Source organism: Bradyrhizobium sp. 18BD (assembly GCF_054185225.1).
Genome location: NZ_JAVAYL010000001.1, coordinates 485,606 through 504,600 on the forward strand (window position 1 = coordinate 485,606; position 18,995 = coordinate 504,600).

Below are 18,995 nucleotides of genomic sequence, written 5' to 3' on the forward strand. Positions count from 1 at the left end.
CAGAGGGACTTCACTTCAATATTCCCCTGATCGCATCGAAGGTGCGCTTCACGAAGGCCTCGGGCTTTTCGCGCGCACCTTCGCCGATCCAGCTCTCGCCGCCGACGCGCATGGCGCCGGTCGAGATCATCGCGACGAGCCGCGCCTTCAAGCGGTCCGACTTGCGGCCGGAGCGTTGGGTAAGCCCTTCGGCGAGAGCCTGCTCGAGCTTTTCGTATTTGAGCTGGTCGCGGGCGTGAAGCGCGGGATTGTCGCGCTTGAGCCGCGACATAGCGGCGGCCTCGGCCGGGTCGATCCGCTTGACCGCCGCCGCGATCGCATTCTCCGCCGCGGTCAGCATGGATTCGTCCGCGGGACGTGCGAGGATCTCGGCGACCAGCGCAGCCGCGGCATCCTCCTGCCAGGCGGCGACCACGTCTTCCTTCGAGGCGAAATAGTGGAAGAAGCTGCGGCGCGACACGTCCGCCGCGGCCGCGATGTCGTCGATGGTCGTGGCCTCGAAGCCGCGGTCCAGGAACAGCGCCATCGCCGCGCGCTTCAGCCGCTCGCGCGTCTGCTGCTGCTTGCGCTCGCGCAAGCCCGGCGCCGGGGATTTTCCTCCCGGCGACAACGACTTGGCACCTTTCCTGACCGGTTTTCCGGCGGACTTCGACACCGTCAAATTATTTCACCTCTTGCAAATTTGCACTCAGTGCACATTTAGACCCGTCGCGGGCGTTTTCCAGCCCTAACGGAGATATGCATGACCGACTGGACCACGGCAGACATCCCCTCCCTCAGCGGCAAGACGGCCGTCGTCACCGGCGCCACGGGCGGCCTCGGCTATGAGACGGCGATGGCGTTGGCGGGCGCCGGTGCCATTGTCATACTCACCGGGCGCAACGACGCAAAGGGCCTGCGGGCGATCGAGGGCATTTGCGAACGCTTTCCCAATGCGCTGATCGCCTATGAGCATCTCGACCTCGCCAGCCTTGCCTCCGTCGCCGATTTCGCCCGGCGCTTCGCCGCCAGCAACGAGCAGCTCGACCTCCTGATCAACAATGCCGGCGTGATGGCGCTGCCGGCGCGGCAGCAGACCGAAGATGGCTTCGAGATGCAGCTCGGCACCAATTATCTCGGCCATTACGCGCTGACGGCACGCCTGTTGCCGCAGCTTCGCCGCGCCAAAGCGCCTCGCATCGTCAATCTCTCCAGCCTCGCGCACCGCTCCGGCGCGATCAATTTCCATGATCTCCAGAGCAAGCGGTCCTACCGTCCGTGGCGCGCCTATTGCCAGTCCAAGCTGGCGATGCTGATGTTTTCGCTGGAGTTGCAGCGTCGCAGCCTTGCCGCCGGCTGGGGCGTGAACAGTCTTGCCGCCCATCCCGGCTTTGCGCGGACCGATCTCATCTCGAACGGGCCGGGCACCAACACCCTGCAGTGGCGGGTCGGCCGGTTGCTCCAGCCGATGATGAGCCAGTCCGCGGCCGAGGGTGCGTTGCCCACGCTGTTCGCGGCGACCTCGCCGGCGGCCGAGCCCGGCGGCTATTACGGCCCGAACGGGTTTTATGAAATGAAGGGACCGCCGGCGGCGGCGAGGATCATGGCGCGGGCGAAGGATTTTGCCGCGGCAGCCATGCTGTGGGATGTCTCTGTAACGTTGACGGGTGTATCGTTCGACGAGATCGCGGTCGCTGCATGAGCCGCGACATCGTTGGGGACGTCCCGATGCGCGTCATCATCTTCGGCGCGACCGGCATGGTCGGGCAGGGCGTTTTGCGCGAGTGTCTGATCGATCCCGGGATCGAGCGCGTGCTCGTGATCGGCCGCAGCCCGACCGGCGTGCGCAACGCCAAGCTGACCGAGATCATCCACGGCGATTTCACCGACTATTCCGCGATCGAGTCCCAGCTCACCGGTTTCGACGCCTGTTTTTTCTGCCTCGGCGTGTCCTCGATCGGCATGAACGAAGAGCGCTACCGTCATCTCACCTACGACATCACGCTCGCTGCCGCGACGACGCTCGCGCGGCTCAATCCGCAGATGACCTTCACCTATGTCACCGGGGCCGGCACCGATTCCACCGAGCAGGGCGCGCGGATGTGGGCACGGGTCAAGGGCAAGACCGAGAACGACCTGCTCAAGCTGCCGTTCAAGGGCGCTTATATGTTCCGGCCCGGCGCGATCCAGCCCATGCACGGTGTCCGCTCGAAGACTGCCTGGGTGCAGGCGGTCTACACCGCAACCTGGCCGCTCTGGTCGGTGTTGCGCCGGATTTCGCCGCGGCTCGTCACCTCGACCGAGCAGATGGGCCGGGCCATGATCCATGTCGCCAAGGCCGGCTATCCCAGCAAGATCCTGGAAATGGAGGATATCAATAGCCTCTGATCCCTGGGGCCGTTAGTTCTGAGGAAATTTCGGCGTCCGCGCGCGTTGGGCCGTATCGGCCTCCGAGGAGAAATATTGGTGATGTCTCCCCAGCTCAAAATGATCGCGCTCGATGCCGACGATCTCGCGGTGATTTCGACCCATGTCCAGGACGCCCGGGTGCAGGCCGCCGACATCATCTGGCGGCAAAGCGAAAAGCGCCTGGTGGTCGGCATGAGCCGGCTCGACTGGGAGCAGACGCTGGACGGCGAGGCCGAGCCGCGCCGGCTGGTCGCCGCGCTCCGCTTCGACCGCGTGCTCGCCTGCAAATCGCGCAACATCGATCTCGGCGCGCCGGACAAGGTCTTGGACCTCGTCGGCATCGAGTTTCACCCCCAGGATGGCCGCGCCGAGGAGCCCGGCGGCAGCGCCCTGCTGCTATTCGCCCAGGGCGGCGCCATCCGCCTCGACGTCGAGTGCCTCGAATGCGAGCTGACCGACCTTGGGGCGGACGAATTGGGAACGGGACCGGAGATCGAGGGGGAGGGGTGAGGCCGCCTGTATACCAGCCGGCCCGGCTCAGGCCTTCGCCGGAGCGGCACCCCGCGAGGGTTGACGCAGCTTCCCCGCCGCGCCATTGAGCAGGGGGTCGGGTGAGCCAATCCGCCCCAAAGACCAGCCGGAAGCCAAGCCAAAAATGCCCGTTCGTCTCGACCGCAGTAGCGCCGATTTTGACCAGCGATTCGCGGCCTTCCTCGCCGCCAAGCGCGAGGTCTCGGCCGACGTCGAGGCCGCCGCGCGCGCCATTGTGGACGATGTGGCCAAACGTGGCGATGCCGCCCTCCTCGAGGCCACCGCGAAGTTCGACCGGCTCAAGCTGGATGCATCCGGCCTGCGTATCACCGCTGCCGAGATCGAGACCGCGGTGAAGGCTTGCGATAGCGCAACGCTCGATGCGCTGAAGCTCGCGCGCGACCGCATCGAGACCTATCACCGCCGCCAGCTGCCGAAGGACGAGCGCTTCACCGATCCGCTCGGCGTCGAGCTCGGCTGGCGTTACACCGCGATCGAATCCGCCGGCCTCTACGTGCCCGGCGGCACCGCGGCCTATCCGTCCTCGGTGCTGATGAATGCGGTGCCGGCGAAAGTCGCCGGCGTCTCGCGCCTGGTGATGGTGGTGCCCTCGCCCGACGGCAAGCTCAATCCGCTGGTGCTGGCGGCCGCGCAGCTCGGCGGCGTCACCGAGATCTATCGCGTCGGCGGCGCGCAGGCCGTGGCCGCGCTCGCGCACGGCACCGCGACGATCGCGCCGGTCGCCAAGATCGTCGGCCCCGGCAATGCCTATGTCGCCGCAGCAAAGCGGCTGGTGTTCGGCAAGGTCGGCATCGACATGATCGCCGGCCCCTCCGAGGTGCTGGTCATCGCCGACGACACCGGCAATGCCGACTGGATCGCCGCGGACCTGCTGGCGCAGGCCGAGCACGATGCCAGCGCGCAGTCGATCCTGATCACGGACTCGGCGCGGCTCGCCGCCGATGTCGAGAAGGCCGTCGAAGCGCAGCTGAAGACGCTGCCGCGCACTGCGATCGCCAGCGCCTCCTGGGCCGATTTCGGCGCCATCATCATGGTGAAGAACCTCACCGATGCCATCCCGTTGGCGGATGCGATCGCCGCCGAGCATCTCGAGATCATGACGGTTGATCCCGACGCGCTCGCCGCAAAGATCCGCAACGCCGGCGCGGTCTTCCTCGGCGCGCATACGCCCGAAGCGATCGGCGACTATGTCGGCGGCTCCAACCATGTGCTGCCGACGGCGCGCTCGGCGCGGTTCTCCTCAGGTCTCGGGGTCGCCGACTTCATGAAGCGCACTTCGATCCTGAAATGCGGCCCGGACCAGCTGCGTGCGCTGGGGCCGGCCGCGATGACGCTCGGACAAGCGGAGGGGCTGGACGCTCATTCGCGCTCGATTGGATTGCGCCTCAATCTGTCATGACCCAGCCGCCCGAACAGGACGACTCGCAGAACCGCATCGTCGGCGTCACGCTTGACGAGGACTCGATCGGCCGTTCCGGGCCCGACATCGAGCATGAGCGCGCGATCGCGATCTACGACCTGATCGAGCAGAACCTGTTCGCGCCCGATGGCGCGGAAGGCACGGGCCCGTTCACGCTGCATATCGGCATCACCGGCAACCGGCTGATGTTCGACATCCGCCGTGAGGACGGTACGCCCGTGGTCGCGCATCTGCTCTCGCTGACGCCGTTCCGGCGGATCGTGAAAGACTATTTTATGATCTGCGACAGCTATTACCAGGCGATCCGCACCGCGACCCCCGACAAGATCGAGGCCATCGACATGGGCCGCCGCGGCATCCATGACGAGGGATCGCGCACGCTGCAGGAGCGGCTGAAGGGCAAGGTGCGGGTCGACTTCGAGACCTCGCGCCGGCTGTTCACGCTCATCACCGTTCTGCACTGGAAGGGTTAGGGCATGGCCCGGAAAAGTGTGCAGCGGTTTTCCGACAAGGCCATGCCCTCTACCAAAAGGGCCTAAGTGCGATGGCGGGTCCGCCACGCACACGCGATCCGCAATCGGTGCTGTTTGCTTGCGCCATGAACAGCGTACGCTCGCCGATGGCCGAGAGCCTGCTCCGGCACATGTTTCCGCAAGGCCTCTATGTGAAGTCGGCCGGCGCCAGGAAAGGCGAGCTCGATCCGTTCGCGGTGTCCGTGATGGCCGAACTCGGCCAGGACATCGCCACCCACAAGCCGCAGACCTTCGAGGAGCTGGAGGATTGGGAGGGGCTGAATTTCGACCTCATCATCACGCTCTCGCCGGAAGCGCACCACAGGGCGCTGGAGCTGACCCGCACGCTCGCCGCCGACGTCGAGTACTGGCCGACGCAGGATCCCACCACGATCGAGGGCAGCCGCGACCAGAAGCTCGCCGCTTACCGCGACGTCTGCGACCAGCTCATGATGCGGATCCGCCGGCGTTTCGCCAAGGTCGGCGCGGCGAGCGGGTAGCATTGGGCGGGCGTAACACCCGCGTCACAGACTGAGGGCACACGCATGTCGGAAACCTCGAATCAGCAAAGTCCGGGTTCCCGGGTTGTGAAATCAGCCCCCTTCCGATAGGTTCCGCGCGCAATTCACCCCCTGCCTCATCCCCCAAATCACTGATGCTCGGCCGCCCCAAATTCGTACTTGCCTCCGGTTCGCCGCGACGTTTGTCGCTGCTCAACCAGGCCGGCATCGAGCCGGACGCGCTCCGGCCGGCCGACGTCGATGAGACGCCGAGACGAGGCGAGCTGCCGCGCGCCTGCGCCAACCGCCTCGCGAGGGCCAAGGCCGATGCGGCGCTCAAATCGGTGCAGCTCGACGACGAGCTGCGCGGCGCCTTCATCCTCTCCGCCGACACGGTGGTGGCGGTCGGCCGCCGCATCCTGCCCAAGGCGAACCTGGTGGACGAAGCCGCCCAGTGCCTGCGGCTGCTGTCGGGCCGCAACCATCGCGTCTACACCGCGATCTGCCTCGTCACGCCGCGCGAGGCCTTCCGCCAGCGCCTGGTCGAGACCCGCGTCCGCTTCAAGCGCCTCTCGGAGGACGACATCCAGGCCTATATCGGCTCCGGCGAATGGCGCGGCAAAGCCGGCGGCTATGCCGTGCAGGGTATCGCCGGGTCGTTCGTGGTGAAGATGGTGGGGTCCTATACCAACGTGGTCGGTCTGCCGCTCTACGAGACCACGACCCTGCTCGGCGGCGAGGGCTTTCCGATCCGCTTCGGCTGGCTCAACGCCACGGCCGTCTAGGCCTGCCTTCGCAAAAATCTCGAAAACAACCCCATGCACAGTAGAATGGGGCTTACCGATCCGGTGGAACCGCATGCGCGCCTGCCGGAGGAACCGCTTCGCCGACAGACTCTCGACTCCTCTCACCCCGTGCAAGCTGACGATATCATGGACGACCAGGTCAAAAAGCCCGCCGGGCCCCTCAAAACCTGCCCGATCTGCGGCAAGCCGCAGGCGCAGGCCACCCGTCCATTCTGCTCCTCGCGCTGCCGCGACGTCGATCTGAACCGCTGGCTGAAAGGCTCCTACGTCATCCCCGGTCGCGATGATGAGGTGGATGACGTAGGATAATCAAGTAATATCAATGCCTTGATCTGGCGCCCGCCGCGCCGCTCCGCAGCCGCGGCAAGCTCGCCCCGGCTTGTGCACAGCCGGACCGCGTCCCGCCAAACCTTAGGCGAAGCGTGGGTGGACAGGCCGCTCCGAGCCCACTATAAACCGCCCGCTCGATGGGCTTTGGCCCCTCTCTTGGAGCACGCCCAGGTAGCTCAGTTGGTAGAGCATGCGACTGAAAATCGCAGTGTCGGTGGTTCGATTCCGCCCCTGGGCACCACACCGGTGTTCGCGTCTGTTCACAGACGTCCGTTGACGACTTTTCCGGAAAACATTTCAAAGACTTAAATCCACCGCGGCGCGGGTGCGTCCGGTTCCGTTCGTTGGCAACCGCTGGCACGGCTGGTAGGTTTGCTGGCACCGAATCCGCTTTTGTTCGGTCATGCCAGCACGAGGACCGCCATGCTGAACGACACCAAAGTCCGCAGCGCCAAGCCGACCGAGCGTGACTGCAAGCTCACCGATTTCGACGGGCTCTATCTGCTGGTCTGCAAAAACGGCAGCAAGCTGTGGCGCTTCGCCTATCGCTTCGAGGGCAAGCAGAAGCAGATCGCGCTCGGCGCCTATCCGCACGTAACGCTTGCCGAGGCTCGTGAGCGTCGCGAAGCCTCCCGCAAGCTGCTGGCCACGGGCAAGGATCCGAGCCTCGAGCGCCGACTGGAAAAGATCGCCAAGGCCGCCGGCGGCAACTCATTTCGCGAGGTCGCGGAGGAGTTTCTGGAGAAGCAGCGGCGGGAGGAGCGCTCGGAAGCGACGCTGAAGAAGAACCGCTGGCTGCTCGAACCGGCTTATGCGGCTTTCGGCGATCGTCAGGTAGGCGAGGTTACCGCGCCCGAACTGCTGCACGCCTTACGGACATTCGAACAACGTGGGCGATACGAAAGCGCGCGGCGGCTGCGCGCGGTCGCCGGCATGGTGTTCCGGTACGCGATCGCCACGGGGCGAGCGACGCGCGACATTTCAGTCGACCTGCGCGGTGCGCTGACGACTCCGAAGGTCAACCACCGCGCCGCGATCACTGAACCGAAAGAACTCGGCGCGCTGCTGCGGGCGATTGAAGGCTATAGCGGGCAACCGACCACGCGGTTGGCGCTGCAGCTTTCGTCGGTCCTGTTCGTGCGGCCCGGCGAGTTGCGGCTGGCGCGGTGGAAGGAGATCGATTTCGACAAAGCGATCTGGGTCGTGCCGGCGGCGACCATGAAGATGAAGCGGCCGCACCGTGTGCCGCTGGCGCGCCAGGCGATCGTGGTTCTGCGTGAGCTGCACGGCCTGACCGGGCAGGGCGAGTACGTGTTTCCGGCGGTGGACTCGGTTCGCCGCTGCATGAGCAACAACACGCTCAACGCAGCGCTGCGCCGGCTGGGCTACTCGAAGGAGGAGGTCAGCGTGTCGGGTTTTAGGGCGACGGCCTCGACCCTGCTCAATGAGATGGGGCGATGGAATCCGGATGCGATCGAGCGGCAGCTCGCGCACATGGAAGAGAATGACGTCCGCCGCGCCTACATGCATGCCGCGGAGTTCTGGAGCGAGCGGGTCGAGATGATGCAGGTCTGGGCTGACTACCTTGATCAGCTGCGGCATGGATCGTCGGTAGATCAAGGCGTCCGGCCGTTTGCGCGGGCCCAAAGCTTGAAATAGGCTTCCGACGTAAGCTGACAGCGCGGGGGCGCGCACTAGCAGCATGCCATACACAAGTTGGGTTCGACTGGGCAATAGATCCAGCGTGGCTCATATTTCGAAAGTCTAAGTGACCGTTTATGCAACAGGTGTCAGAAACGGAACAAAAAGGGGGGCTGATGTCTAGCGTGGAGCAGGAACGTGGGTCTGCGAACGGCGCAGCAGTGCGGCAGGATAAGCATCTTGTCGAACTGGCCAATCACACGCTGGCGTTCTTCGAGGCTGTCTCCGATGCAGCGCGGGAGAGGCTGGCCTGTGAAAGCGGACGCCCGGTCGGTGATGCGGGCGTGCTTGCAGCCGTCAATACTTTAACGGCCGATCGCGCGCTGCAGAACCTTGCCGGGATCAACAGCGACCTCCTTCGGGAGCTAACCCAGCTCGCAATCGAACCTGCGATTGCACGTATTGTTCTCCGAGACGAAGACGGGAAGGATCAGGTCTATTTCATTGCGCGCGCCGGCACTCTGCAGTCTGGCGCGGGGGCGATGGCCAGCTACCGGTCGCCCATCGGCCGGCTTGCTGCCTTGCGGGTGGGCAACGATGACGACGTGCGTACCCCGGGGGGAATCCGTAACTACCAACTGCGTGGGCGCGCGACGCTCCGCCCGTCGTTCAAAAGCGATGAATGGGACTCAGTCAACACTGTTCTGGAAGCAGTCAGGGCCAAGCCTCTCACAATCGTGTCGCTGCGGCAACTGCTTGGCGAAACCGCCCCGGACGGGGTGGATTATCTCGAAAGCCTGTTAGCTGACGGCCGCGCGGCGGAAAACGTTCTGGAGGGTATTCGCCGGGACGTTCGCACGAAGATGGGGCTGAGAGATCAGCCGCTCCTAGACGAAATCCAGGACAGGATTTTCCGACTGCCGCTGAACTCTCGATTGGCTGTTCTCGGACCGCCGGGCACGGGAAAGACCACGACGCTCATCAAACGCCTTGGCCAGAAGCTGGACAAGCTGGACAGCCAGTCCCTGGAAGAAGAGGAAATAAGGATCATAGCGCGCACCGCCGCCGGAGCGGACAGGCATAGCCAAAGCTGGATGATGTTTACCCCGACGGAGCTCCTGAAACAGTACGTCAAGGAAGCTTTCGCCCGGGAGGAGATTGCCGCCTCCGATGAGCGGATCAAGACGTGGTCAGACTATAGTCGCGATGTGGCACGCAATAGGCTCGGCGTGCTGCGGACAGATACCAACAATGGTCTGTTCAAGCTTCGTCCGGCACTGGAGTGTCTCCAGCCCACGACTCTTGCCCGCCAGATCACTTGGTTCGAGGACTTCGAGGGCTGGCAGGCAGATGAGTTCTGGAAGGAATTGGGACTTCATGCTGACAGACTCGCGACGAACGCAGATCGGGAAATCGCGCGCGTCGGCACAAGAGTCGCGGCTATTGTAGCAAGTGACTCGCCTCCTGCCGACAAATTCTTGACGATCGACAGCGCCAACGAAGGGCTACAGGCCCTCGTAAATAGCTCGCGTTCCCTTACTGACGACAAAATTCGTAACGGCCTCGGTCAAGTATTTAAGCAGACGCCGGACAAGATCACACGGCTGATGCAATTCGTGGCCACGCTGGACGATGGCGGGGAAGACATCGACGATATCGATGCAGACGAGGATGAGGATCACCGTAGACCTGCCGACAGAACAGCCGCGATAGATGCCTGCATTCGGGCGGTTCGAGCCCAAGCGCGGGCCGCTATCGCAAATAGGACGCTCGGCAAGACCACGCGGCATGGAAGGCTCGTGGAGTTCCTCGGCGGGCGAATTTTATCACCTGAAGAGCTAAAAGCCGTCGGGCTGAACCTCCAGGTTCAGACTTCCGCAAGGCGCCTTATGTCCCCGCTTGGACGTTTCGTATCGGGCATGCCACGCCGTTATCGCCGTTTCCGGAAGGACCGGCAGGCCGAAGGCCGTTGGTACAAGACGGAAGGATTTCCAGCGTTAGACATCTCGCCACTCGAAGTCGACATGGTCATGCTCGCGATGTTGCGCGCATCGCGGCAATTGCTAAGGAACGTCCGCATTTCCAGCAACATCGATGATAGCAGGTATAGCATCCTAAAAACCGTGCAAGATGTTTTTCGCACGCAGATTGTGGTCGACGAGGCGACAGACTTCTCTCCAATCCAGCTGGCCTGCATGGGCGGAATGTGCGACCCCGCCGCGGATTCGTTCTTCGCCTGTGGCGATTTTAACCAACGCGTTACGGCTTGGGGGACGAGGTCGGCCGAAGAACTAAAATGGATATTCCCCAGCCTCACTATTCAGCCCATCAACATCAGTTACCGCCACACGCAGCAACTGAACGATCTCGCCCACAGAATAGCGCTGATTTCCAATACTCTTGCGGAGAGGACTGCCCTTCCCGCAGGCGTCATCAACGATGGCGTGAAACCGGTGTTGTTGAAGGGGGTATCAGCGCGGCCCCAATTGGTTGAATGGCTCGCTGCGCGGATCGGAGAAATAGAGCGATTTACCGGATCGATGCCGTCCATCGCCGTTCTGGTGAACAGCGAAGAAGAGGTCGAGCCGCTCGCCAAAGAATTGGACGCGACGCTTGCAGATCGCAGTCTAAGAGCTGTTGCTTGCGCGCGAGGCCAGAGTGTTGGACAGGACAACGACGTCCGGGTGTTCGACGTTCAGCACATCAAGGGACTCGAGTTCGAAGCTGTGTTCTTCGTCGGGGTGGATGAGCTTGCCGACCGGTTGCCAGATCTTTTCGACAAATACCTATACGTTGGCACCACGAGGGCGGCTACATTCCTTGGCTTGACAGTTCATGGCCCGACGCTGCCAGAACCGATCAGCGGCCTCGAGGGACTTTTCCAGGAACATTGGCCCTGACCCTAGACCAAGGTTGGGTAGGTCGGCATGCCATTGGAGGCTTCGGAATTGGTTCAGGCTATTCTAATGGAAGTTATATCCCAGCTGTGCGCGCCTCGTGCGTACAACCGACGCGCAGCTAGGCGGGACCGCGGGGGCTAGTTTTGCGATCATGAAAATGAACTCAAATCTTACCAAGTACGATGATACACCTTTGGGTGTTGTAGAGGGGTGGTCATCAATTCTGGTAGAGCCGAGCGCATGAGCGGTAGCAACGAAGTAACCATTATGCGGATCGCCGTGCTGAGGCTTGCTGTGGGGATGCTCGGTGAGCGAGAGGGTGCAGCATGGTGGACGTCGGCATTCCTATCCACTATGAGCACTTCATTTCTTGCTCCCGTTTTCGGGGGCAGTACTTTCCAAGCTCGTTACCACGGTGTCCTTGAAGCCGCCAGACGAGTCCATGATGAACGGATCGGCGTCGGCCTCGTCTTCCACCTATTCCGCCTTCCCGAGAGCATGGAGCAGCGTCTATTCGAATCAGTCCAGTCGGGGAGCTCCGATCTGGCTAAGACGATCTCATCACCAGAATCCGCGAAGGCGACGCTACAGAGCTTCGTTACCAAAACAGTTGCCGCGAAGTCCGGCCCCGCACTCATGGCTTTGCCTGAGCCAATCGAAACTGCCGGATGGATCTCTGAGGCAGCGTCCTTGTATTCCGCCGCGTTCGGCGCCGGTGTCCAATGCTTTCCGTACTTTCCAAGCGACCGATGACGGACACGCCAAAGTTTACGACGCAGCTCCAGGCTGGCCTTGGGCTCGTGCCTGAGACCTTGAAACTGCTGGCTGCCTGGGAGCCTGGAATGGGTGGGCAGGACCTGTTCAAGGCCGCGCTCACTTCTGGTGATTTCCCAGGAGTCACTGCGAGGCGTTTGCAGAACGTTGTGACGGAAGCGTTTCGCTCCCGATACCTCACCGATGGCGGCGCGCCAGCCAAGCTCCTAAAGGCGATCTCAACAGCCCTTTCCCGGGACGACTTCCGGTCGCTCTGTTTCTTGTTCACCTGCCGTGCGAACCCGATCCTTGCCGAATTTGTGCGACAGGTTTACTGGCCGCGCTATGCAAACGGCGGAATCTCGGTGTCGAAGAATGACTCCTTGCAGTTCGTCTCCTCGGCTGTATCCGATGGACGGACGACCAGCCCCTGGTCGGAGACGACTGTCACCCGCGTCGCAAGCTACCTGCTTGGCGCATGCGTGGATTTTGGCCTCCTTGGGGTCATGAAATCCGGCGCCAGGCCGATCTTAACCTTCCGCATCACGCCGAAGGTGGCGTCGATCCTCGCTCACGATCTGCATTTTCGCGGGCTGGGCGACAACGCGCTTTTGCAAAGCCCTGACTGGGGGCTCTTTGGGCTTGAGGCAGACGACGTTCTTGGCGAGCTGAAGCAGCTTTCCCTGCGCGGGGAGCTGATCGTACAGTCGGCCGGAGGTCTCATACAGGTGTCCTGGAAGCTAAAGTCGATGGAGGAGCTTGCCGATGGCATCGCTAAAGGCTGATTTCGACGAGCTGATCCGTCGGATCGAAACCGGGCGCGAGTTCGCACACGCAAGCTTTGAGCCAATTTTCTACCTGGTCTTTCCGCCAGCCGAATTGCTTGAGGCGAAACGTCTCCTGCCCGCGTGGAAGTCGAAATTGACGAACGCCGGCTGGCAGGTCGAGACATTTTCGATTGCTGACCAAATCGCAGACATCCTTCAGAAGGCGCCGCTCCGCAAAGTTTGGCTGGAGGCCGACCGGAAAGCGCCGCTCGCGTGGGAACGAACAAATGCCGCGCTGGCAAATGCGCTGACCGCCCAAGGACGGCTTCAATCCCGCCTGGATGAGCGGCTTTCCGCTTTGGAAGGCAGACCCTCAACGATCATGCTGGTGACCGACCTTGAGGCGCTACATCCGTACATGCGCATCGGCGCAATCGAAGCGCAGCTCCAAGGTAAATTTCACGTCCCTACGGTCTTCTTTTATCCAGGCACCCGAACAGGAAAAACGCGGCTAAGGTTCCTTGGCTTCTATCCCGAAGACGGCAATTACCGCTCCGTGCACGTCGGCGGCTAGTTACTTAAAAATGTCAGAAGGCATCATGACCCAAATTCGCAATCTCTTCGACGCCGGCAAAGATATCCAGCGGACAATCGAGAAGGTCATCACCTATCAGGCTTCGCAAGAGCAGAGGCTAAAGGCCGAAATTTCTGAATATATCGCGACAGAAAGTATCGAACAGCAGCTGGAGCAGCTGCTGGAGAAGATGCAGGCCGCAATGGAGGCCGGCTCCAGCCACGAAGTCGGCGTTTGGGTTTCAGGCTTCTATGGCTCGGGCAAGAGCTCCTTCACCAAATACCTGGGTCTCGCCTTCGACCAACGAGTCACCATTGACGGCAAGCCATTCCTTCGTCATCTGCAGGACAGGCTCCACCGACCAACCACCAAGGCCTTGCTCTCGAAACTGGCTGCCAGCTTTCCGGCTGCCGTTGTCATGCTCGACTTGGCCAGCGAGCAGATCGCTGGTGCCTCACTCGCTGAGGTTTCGACGGTCCTTTATCACAAAGTCCTGCAGTACGCGGGCTACTCCCGGAACGTCAAAGTCGCGGCGCTGGAGCGGCGGCTTCGCAAGGAAGGCCGCTACACTGAGTTCGAGCAGGCGTTTCAGAACGAGACAGGCGAAAAATGGGCCGATTATCGGAATGACGATCTTGTTGTTGATAGCGTGGTTCCAAGGCTTGCCCACAAACTCTATCCAAACCTGTTCTTGACCGATCTGGCCTTTTCGACTGCCAGCAACGACATCGTTTACCTGATGAACGACCGTGTGCAGGAAATGATCGACCTGGTGCGCGAAACCTCAGGCAAAGAGCACATCATCTTCATCGTCGATGAAATCGGCCAATATGTCGGCAGCCAGCAGACCAAGATTCTTGACCTCCAGGGTTTGGCGCAGAATCTGAAAGACCTCGGGAATGGCAAGGTCTGGATTGTCGGCACCGCACAGCAGACATTGACTGAAGATGATCCAAGGGCGGCGATCAACTCGCCAGAGCTTTACAAGCTGAAGGATCGCTTTCCGATCACTGTCGCACTTGAGTCCAGCGACATCAAGGAAATCTGCTTTCGCCGCCTCTTGGGCAAATCCGCAGTCGGAGCCAAGGAGCTCGGTGCGCTGTTTGACCGTTATGGACAAGCCTTGCGCCAGAACACCAAGCTTTCGGATGCCAAATTTTATGACGCCGGCTTCGATCGCGAGACGTTCACCAACCTCTACCCCTTCCTCCCAGCCCATTTCGACATTCTACTTCATTTGCTTGGCGCCCTTGCCAAATCGACCGGCGGTATCGGTCTTCGATCGGCGATTAAGGTGATTCAGGATATCCTCGTGGAAGGCGCCGGTTCTCTGAAGCCAGTCGCGGATCGCGAAGTCGGGTGGCTCGCGACCACTGTGACGCTCTACGACGCTCTAGACAAAGACATCCGCCGCGCCTTTCCATCGATCTTCCATGCCGTCGAGAAGGCGGTTCTGTACCGGTTCAACGACGATGAGCTGTGCCAAGGCGTTGCCAAAACTGTGGCAGTCCTTCAGATCCTAGGAAATTTGCCGGTCACCGTCGAAAATGTCGCGGCTCTCATGCAGCCAGGGATCGCATCGGCTTCCATCGCCGACAACGTCAAGGAAGCTATCGAGCGATTGCTCAAGGATCCAATCGTTCCTCTGGGCGAGAAAGACGGCTGGCTGCGCTTTTTCAGCGAAAAGCTAAATGATGTGGAGCAGGAGCGCGCCGGGCTCGCCCCCCGCACGCCGGACATCCGGCGAGTTTTTAACGAAGGCTTGAAGGCCGTCTTCGATCCGCTGCCCAGCGTTCGGCTGCATGGTTCGTTGACTGTGACGACAGGGCTGAAGCACCTGAACGCCGGCCAACAGGTCTCGCTCGCAGGTGAGCGAGAAACCGTCCAATCAATTCTGACGTTCGCCGATCCGACGGATTACGAGACGGAAAAAACCCGACTCAACAATGAATCCATCCACAGATCGTCGGAAAATAGCATCTATCTGCTCGCCCGCCGCTCCGCCGAAGCCGATGATTTGGTCGCGGAAATCTGCCGCTGCGAGCGGATCGTCGAATTGCACAGGAATGACCCCGATCAGGAGGTGAAGGAATATTGCCAAAGCCAGATGGATCGCGCCTCGCGTCTTAACTCTGAGCTCATCAAGAAAATTGCGCGCAGCCTCACTCAGGGCTCCTTCGTATTCCGGGGCAAGGTGTCGGCGGTGGACAGCCTCGATCAATCGCTTGCGACCGCTAGCAAGAAACATCTCGCAGAAGCAGCCGAGCGGGTGTTTGACCGCTATCCCGAGGCGGCCGAGCGCGCAGCAACTGATCTCGCTGAGAAATTTCTGCGGGCACCGAACCTGCGCGCGATCTCCTCCGCACTCGACCCGCTTGGGCTCGTACAAGTCAGTGGAGGATCGCCGAGCATCAAGACCGACCATAAAGGTCTTGTCAGCATCAAAGATTTCATCGAGCGGAACGGCACCGTCGAGGGCAAGAAGCTGCTGGACGTGTTTTCCGGGGCGCCTTTCGGCTGGTCGCAAGACACGATCCGCTACATGGTCGCCGCCTTGCTCGTCGCCGGCGAAGTGAAGCTGAAAGTCTCCGGTCGCGAGGTCACCGTCGCAGGCCAACAGGCCATCGACGCCCTGAAAAACAACAATAGCTTCAAATCGACTGGCGTCGCAATGCGCGATGATCGGCCTTCGATGGAGGTCTTGAGCCGCGCGGCGGAACGTTTGACCGATCTCTCTGGCGACCAGGTCGTGCCGCTGGAAGAGGATATCGGCAAAGCCGCGCAAAAGCTTTTACCCTCGTTGCAGCATCAACTCGCGCCTCTAGCGGAAAGGCTGCAGACCTTGGGACTCCCTGGCGTCGAAACCGTTCGCTCGGCTAACCAGCAAATCGCCGATATGCTGCTGTCCGACGCGTCTGACGCGCCGCAGCGTTTTGGCGCGGAGCAATCGCCGCTTTATGACGCGCTGAAATGGGCCATTGCCGCCAAGCTGGCTTTTGACCATGGCATTGCTGACACCATTAAGGCTTTGCGCAGCCTTCAGCGCGGCGTCGATGGATTGCCCAACACAGGTGCGCCAAAGGAATTGCGCGAAGCTGCGGGCGAAGATTTAGTCGCGGTGGCCGATATCTTGGCTCACGACGACTTCTTCAAGCGCAAGGCGGACCTCAATACGCGAAGGACGACGATAGAAGCACGGGTCGCCGAGGCCGTCACCGCGATGCACGCGGCGCAAGCCGAACGTCTTTTGGCTGCCGAATCGGAGCTGGCATTGATCCCGGAGTGGTCTGAGTTCACGGCCGAAGAACAGGCGGGGACTCTCGGCAAGATCCAGGCTTTGTCGGTCGAGGTTATGCCCGACATTGCCGGTGTCCAAAAACTGGTCGCGCGGCAATTCGACATCGAAGGCACCATCGCCGAAACCAAAGTCAAAGTTGTCCAAGAGGGCAAGGCTCGCCGCCAGCAGGTTCTCTATCCAAAAACTTCGAGCACGCCCGTACAAGGTGTGCAGGAAAAACGGAAAAAAACGATCACGATTCCCGCGCGTATCGGTACGCCTGCCGAACTCGATGCGCTCATACGCACCTTGTCGGATCTGCGGCGCGAATTGTTGGACATCGACCTTGATTTTGTTGTGCAGGAGAATTGAGCCGTGGCCTTCGACGACGCAACGCGGGGGCGGCTTCAGACCTTCGTGACGAAAGCACGTGCCGTCCTGACCGACGAGTTTACCAAGCAGTTCCAGCAGGATTTTGGCCTCGATCCCAATTCCGGGACGGTGTCGTCTTTGGATAGCCTGGCCCATCTCGACGATCAGCGTCTAGCTACGGCGCGCGTGCTTCGCGAAATATTTGAACACTACCTGCCCGCAGCCATGAGTAGCGGAGCAGAGGCGCGCAAAGCGACGCTCGACCGAATGGTGCGCGAACAGGCGTTCACAACGCTGAACCGTCTGGCGGCCTTGCGTATGATGGAGGCGCGGGGGCTGGTAATGGACTGCGTCGGCAAGGCCTACCAATCCAAGGCCTTCCAGCTCTATCAGCGCGTGGCTGGGACGGCGCACGGCGAGACCGGCGACGCCTATCGCGTCTTCCTGCTCAGCATGTGCGATATATATGGCGCGGACTTGCCGATCTTGTTCGATCGCCACTTTCCGAATGGTCGGCTTTTTCCCCGCGAACCCGCGCTTCTGCCGCTGCTCGATCTAATCAACGTCGCGGAGATCGCGCCGCTGTGGACCGAAGACGAAACCATCGGTTGGATCTATCAATATTTCAACAGCAAGGACGAACGCAAAGCCATGCGCGATGCGTCCCAGGCGCCACGGAACAGTCGCGAGCTCGCCGTGCGCAACCAATTCTTCACCCCGCGCTACGTGGTGGAGTTCCTGGTCGATAACACGCTGGGACGACTCTGGTTCAACTGGACGGGCGGGCAGACGTCACTGCGCAGCCGTTGCCAGTATCTCCTTCTGAAGCCGGACGAGCAGCCTGCGGCTGCCAAGCGGCTGCGCGACCCGCGCACGATCAAGCTACTTGATCCCGCCTGCGGCTCGATGCATTTCGGGCTCTATGCCTTCGACCTATTCCAGGAGATCTACCGCGAGGCCTGGGAGTGGGAGCAAGCCCATGGCTCCTGCGCGTTAGACTGCGAAACCGGCGGCAGCCGTTATCTGAGGCCGCTCTCCGAAACTTATGCCGACAAGGATGTCTTTCTGCGCGACGTGCCGCGGCTGATTTTCGAGCACAACATCTACGGTGTCGATATCGACCCGCGGGCAGCACAGATCGCGTCGCTGGCGCTGTGGCTGCGGGCACAGCGGGCCTGGCACGAGGCGACCGTGAAGTCCAAGGACCGGCCGCAGGTGGGCCTGGGCCATGTAGTGGCGGCGGTGGCGCCCCCGGCCGAACTGCACCTGCGCAAACTGTTCATGGAAGAGCTCGAACCATTGGATGCCGAGCTGTTCGAGCAGACGCTATTCATGCTCAAGGGCCTACCAGAGCTCGGCGTGCTACTGCAGGTCGAAAAGAAGCTGCCGGCGCTGATCCGAAAGGTCTTCGGCGAACATGGCGATTTATTCCGTGCCGAGGATATGTCGCAGTGGAGGAAGGCAGAGACGAGACTTCGCGAGGCTTTAATGGACTACGCACGCACTTCGCGAGCAACCTATCAGGGTCGCTTGTTTGCCGAGGATGCCCTGCAGGGATTGCGGATGATCGACGTTTGTCAAGCCAAGTTTGACGTAGTCGTGATGAATCCACCATTCGGCGAGAGCGCTCCGCTCTCAAAACTCGATTTTGAAAAGGCATATATGAACTCAAAGAACGATATCTACGCCGCATTTGTTGAGCGGGCTATTGGTCTACTAAGGCCGAACGGCGCTCTCGGCGCAATCACGCCGCGCACCGGCTTCTTCCTGACGCGTTTCAAGAATTGGCGTGAGAACATTCTATTAGAAAAAACTCTCATGACAGTAGTTGCTGATCTTGGATTTGGTGTCCTGGATGATGCCATGGTCGAAACTGTTGCATACTGCCTGGAGATCAAAAAGTGACGAAAACAGCTTTTATCGATCTCCGCGCAAATTCGGACAAGTCCCAAGGCCTAAAGCTTGCGATCAACCATCCTGATCAAGTCGGGGTGATATACCGAGATGTCTCAGAGTTCCGTGGTGTCCCCGGAAGTCCAATAGCTTATTCGGTTTCGCCCCGGATCGCTCAGATTTTCGATCAAGAGCCCAAATGGAGCGACTCAGGAAGATCAGCCCATCAAGGATTGGCGACGGCAGATAACTTTAGGTTTGTTCGTAGCTGGTGGGAGGTTTCCCAGCAGTCAGACCGCTGGAAGCCACT

16 protein-coding genes and 1 tRNA gene are annotated in these 18,995 nt (G+C 61.2%); 16 read left to right on the forward strand and 1 reads right to left on the reverse strand.

Features of this window, described 5'->3' with window-relative positions:
* Window positions 1-10 precede the first annotated feature (10 nt).
* The gene (locus RAD16_RS02355; RefSeq protein ID WP_458156271.1) at window positions 11-661 is read right to left on the reverse strand and encodes a TetR/AcrR family transcriptional regulator; all 651 of its coding nucleotides are present in this window, start codon (window positions 659-661) and stop codon (window positions 11-13) included.
* Window positions 662-742: 81 nt separating this feature from the next.
* Between RAD16_RS02355 and RAD16_RS02360 the strand changes: the two genes are divergently transcribed.
* From RAD16_RS02360 to RAD16_RS02435, 16 genes are all read left to right on the forward strand, one after another.
* Window positions 743-1,681, forward strand: coding sequence for an SDR family oxidoreductase (locus tag RAD16_RS02360; RefSeq protein ID WP_458156272.1), 939 nt, complete (start codon window positions 743-745; stop codon window positions 1,679-1,681).
* A 26-nt stretch (window positions 1,682-1,707) separates the two neighbouring features.
* Window positions 1,708-2,367 carry an NAD-dependent epimerase/dehydratase family protein gene (locus RAD16_RS02365; protein ID WP_458156273.1) on the forward strand — a complete coding sequence of 220 codons (660 nt, stop codon included), beginning with the start codon at window positions 1,708-1,710 and terminating at the stop codon, window positions 2,365-2,367.
* 81 nt (window positions 2,368-2,448) lie between these two features.
* On the forward strand, window positions 2,449-2,898 hold the full coding sequence (locus tag RAD16_RS02370; RefSeq protein WP_458156274.1) for a DUF2948 family protein: 450 nt from the start codon (window positions 2,449-2,451) through the stop codon (window positions 2,896-2,898).
* Window positions 2,899-3,043: 145 nt separating this feature from the next.
* A complete protein-coding gene (gene hisD, locus RAD16_RS02375) occupies window positions 3,044-4,339 on the forward strand; it encodes a histidinol dehydrogenase (protein WP_458156275.1) in 1,296 nt (431 codons plus the stop codon).
* Entirely contained in the window at window positions 4,336-4,833 is a 498-nt protein-coding gene (locus tag RAD16_RS02380; RefSeq protein WP_458156276.1) for a UPF0262 family protein, read from the forward strand. The genes hisD and RAD16_RS02380 overlap by 4 nt, the downstream gene beginning before the upstream one ends.
* A 71-nt stretch (window positions 4,834-4,904) precedes the next feature.
* Window positions 4,905-5,372: an arsenate-mycothiol transferase ArsC gene (locus RAD16_RS02385; protein WP_458156277.1), complete on the forward strand. Its 468-nt coding sequence runs from the start codon at window positions 4,905-4,907 to the stop codon at window positions 5,370-5,372.
* A 155-nt stretch (window positions 5,373-5,527) separates the two neighbouring features.
* Window positions 5,528-6,157, forward strand: coding sequence for a Maf-like protein (locus tag RAD16_RS02390; RefSeq protein WP_128963902.1), 630 nt, complete (start codon window positions 5,528-5,530; stop codon window positions 6,155-6,157).
* Window positions 6,158-6,304: 147 nt separating this feature from the next.
* Window positions 6,305-6,487, forward strand: a complete 183-nt coding sequence (yacG, locus tag RAD16_RS02395; RefSeq protein WP_458156278.1) for a DNA gyrase inhibitor YacG — start codon at window positions 6,305-6,307, stop codon at window positions 6,485-6,487.
* Window positions 6,488-6,673: 186 nt separating this feature from the next.
* Window positions 6,674-6,749, forward strand: a tRNA-Phe gene (locus RAD16_RS02400).
* A 182-nt stretch (window positions 6,750-6,931) separates the two neighbouring features.
* The gene (locus RAD16_RS02405) at window positions 6,932-8,167 is read left to right on the forward strand and encodes a tyrosine-type recombinase/integrase (RefSeq protein WP_458156279.1); all 1,236 of its coding nucleotides are present in this window, start codon (window positions 6,932-6,934) and stop codon (window positions 8,165-8,167) included.
* A gap of 119 nt (window positions 8,168-8,286) precedes the next feature.
* On the forward strand, window positions 8,287-11,049 hold the full coding sequence (locus RAD16_RS02410) for an ATP-binding domain-containing protein (RefSeq protein ID WP_458156280.1): 2,763 nt from the start codon (window positions 8,287-8,289) through the stop codon (window positions 11,047-11,049).
* Between the two features lie 240 nt (window positions 11,050-11,289).
* Window positions 11,290-11,802: a BrxE family protein gene (locus RAD16_RS02415; protein WP_458156281.1), complete on the forward strand. Its 513-nt coding sequence runs from the start codon at window positions 11,290-11,292 to the stop codon at window positions 11,800-11,802.
* On the forward strand, window positions 11,799-12,587 hold the full coding sequence (locus tag RAD16_RS02420; RefSeq protein ID WP_458156282.1) for a BrxA family protein: 789 nt from the start codon (window positions 11,799-11,801) through the stop codon (window positions 12,585-12,587). Before RAD16_RS02415 ends, RAD16_RS02420 begins: the two co-directional genes overlap by 4 nt.
* Complete coding sequence (locus RAD16_RS02425) at window positions 12,568-13,143, forward strand: BREX protein BrxB domain-containing protein (protein ID WP_458156283.1); 576 nt, start codon at window positions 12,568-12,570, stop codon at window positions 13,141-13,143. The genes RAD16_RS02420 and RAD16_RS02425 overlap by 20 nt, the downstream gene beginning before the upstream one ends.
* Window positions 13,144-13,168: 25 nt before the next feature.
* Window positions 13,169-16,792 (forward strand): BREX system P-loop protein BrxC, encoded by a 3,624-nt coding sequence (gene brxC / locus RAD16_RS02430; protein ID WP_458156284.1) that lies wholly within the window; start codon window positions 13,169-13,171, stop codon window positions 16,790-16,792.
* A 3-nt stretch (window positions 16,793-16,795) separates the two neighbouring features.
* Window positions 16,796-18,697, forward strand: coding sequence for an Eco57I restriction-modification methylase domain-containing protein (locus RAD16_RS02435; protein ID WP_458156285.1), 1,902 nt, complete (start codon window positions 16,796-16,798; stop codon window positions 18,695-18,697).
* Window positions 18,698-18,995 lie beyond the last annotated feature (298 nt).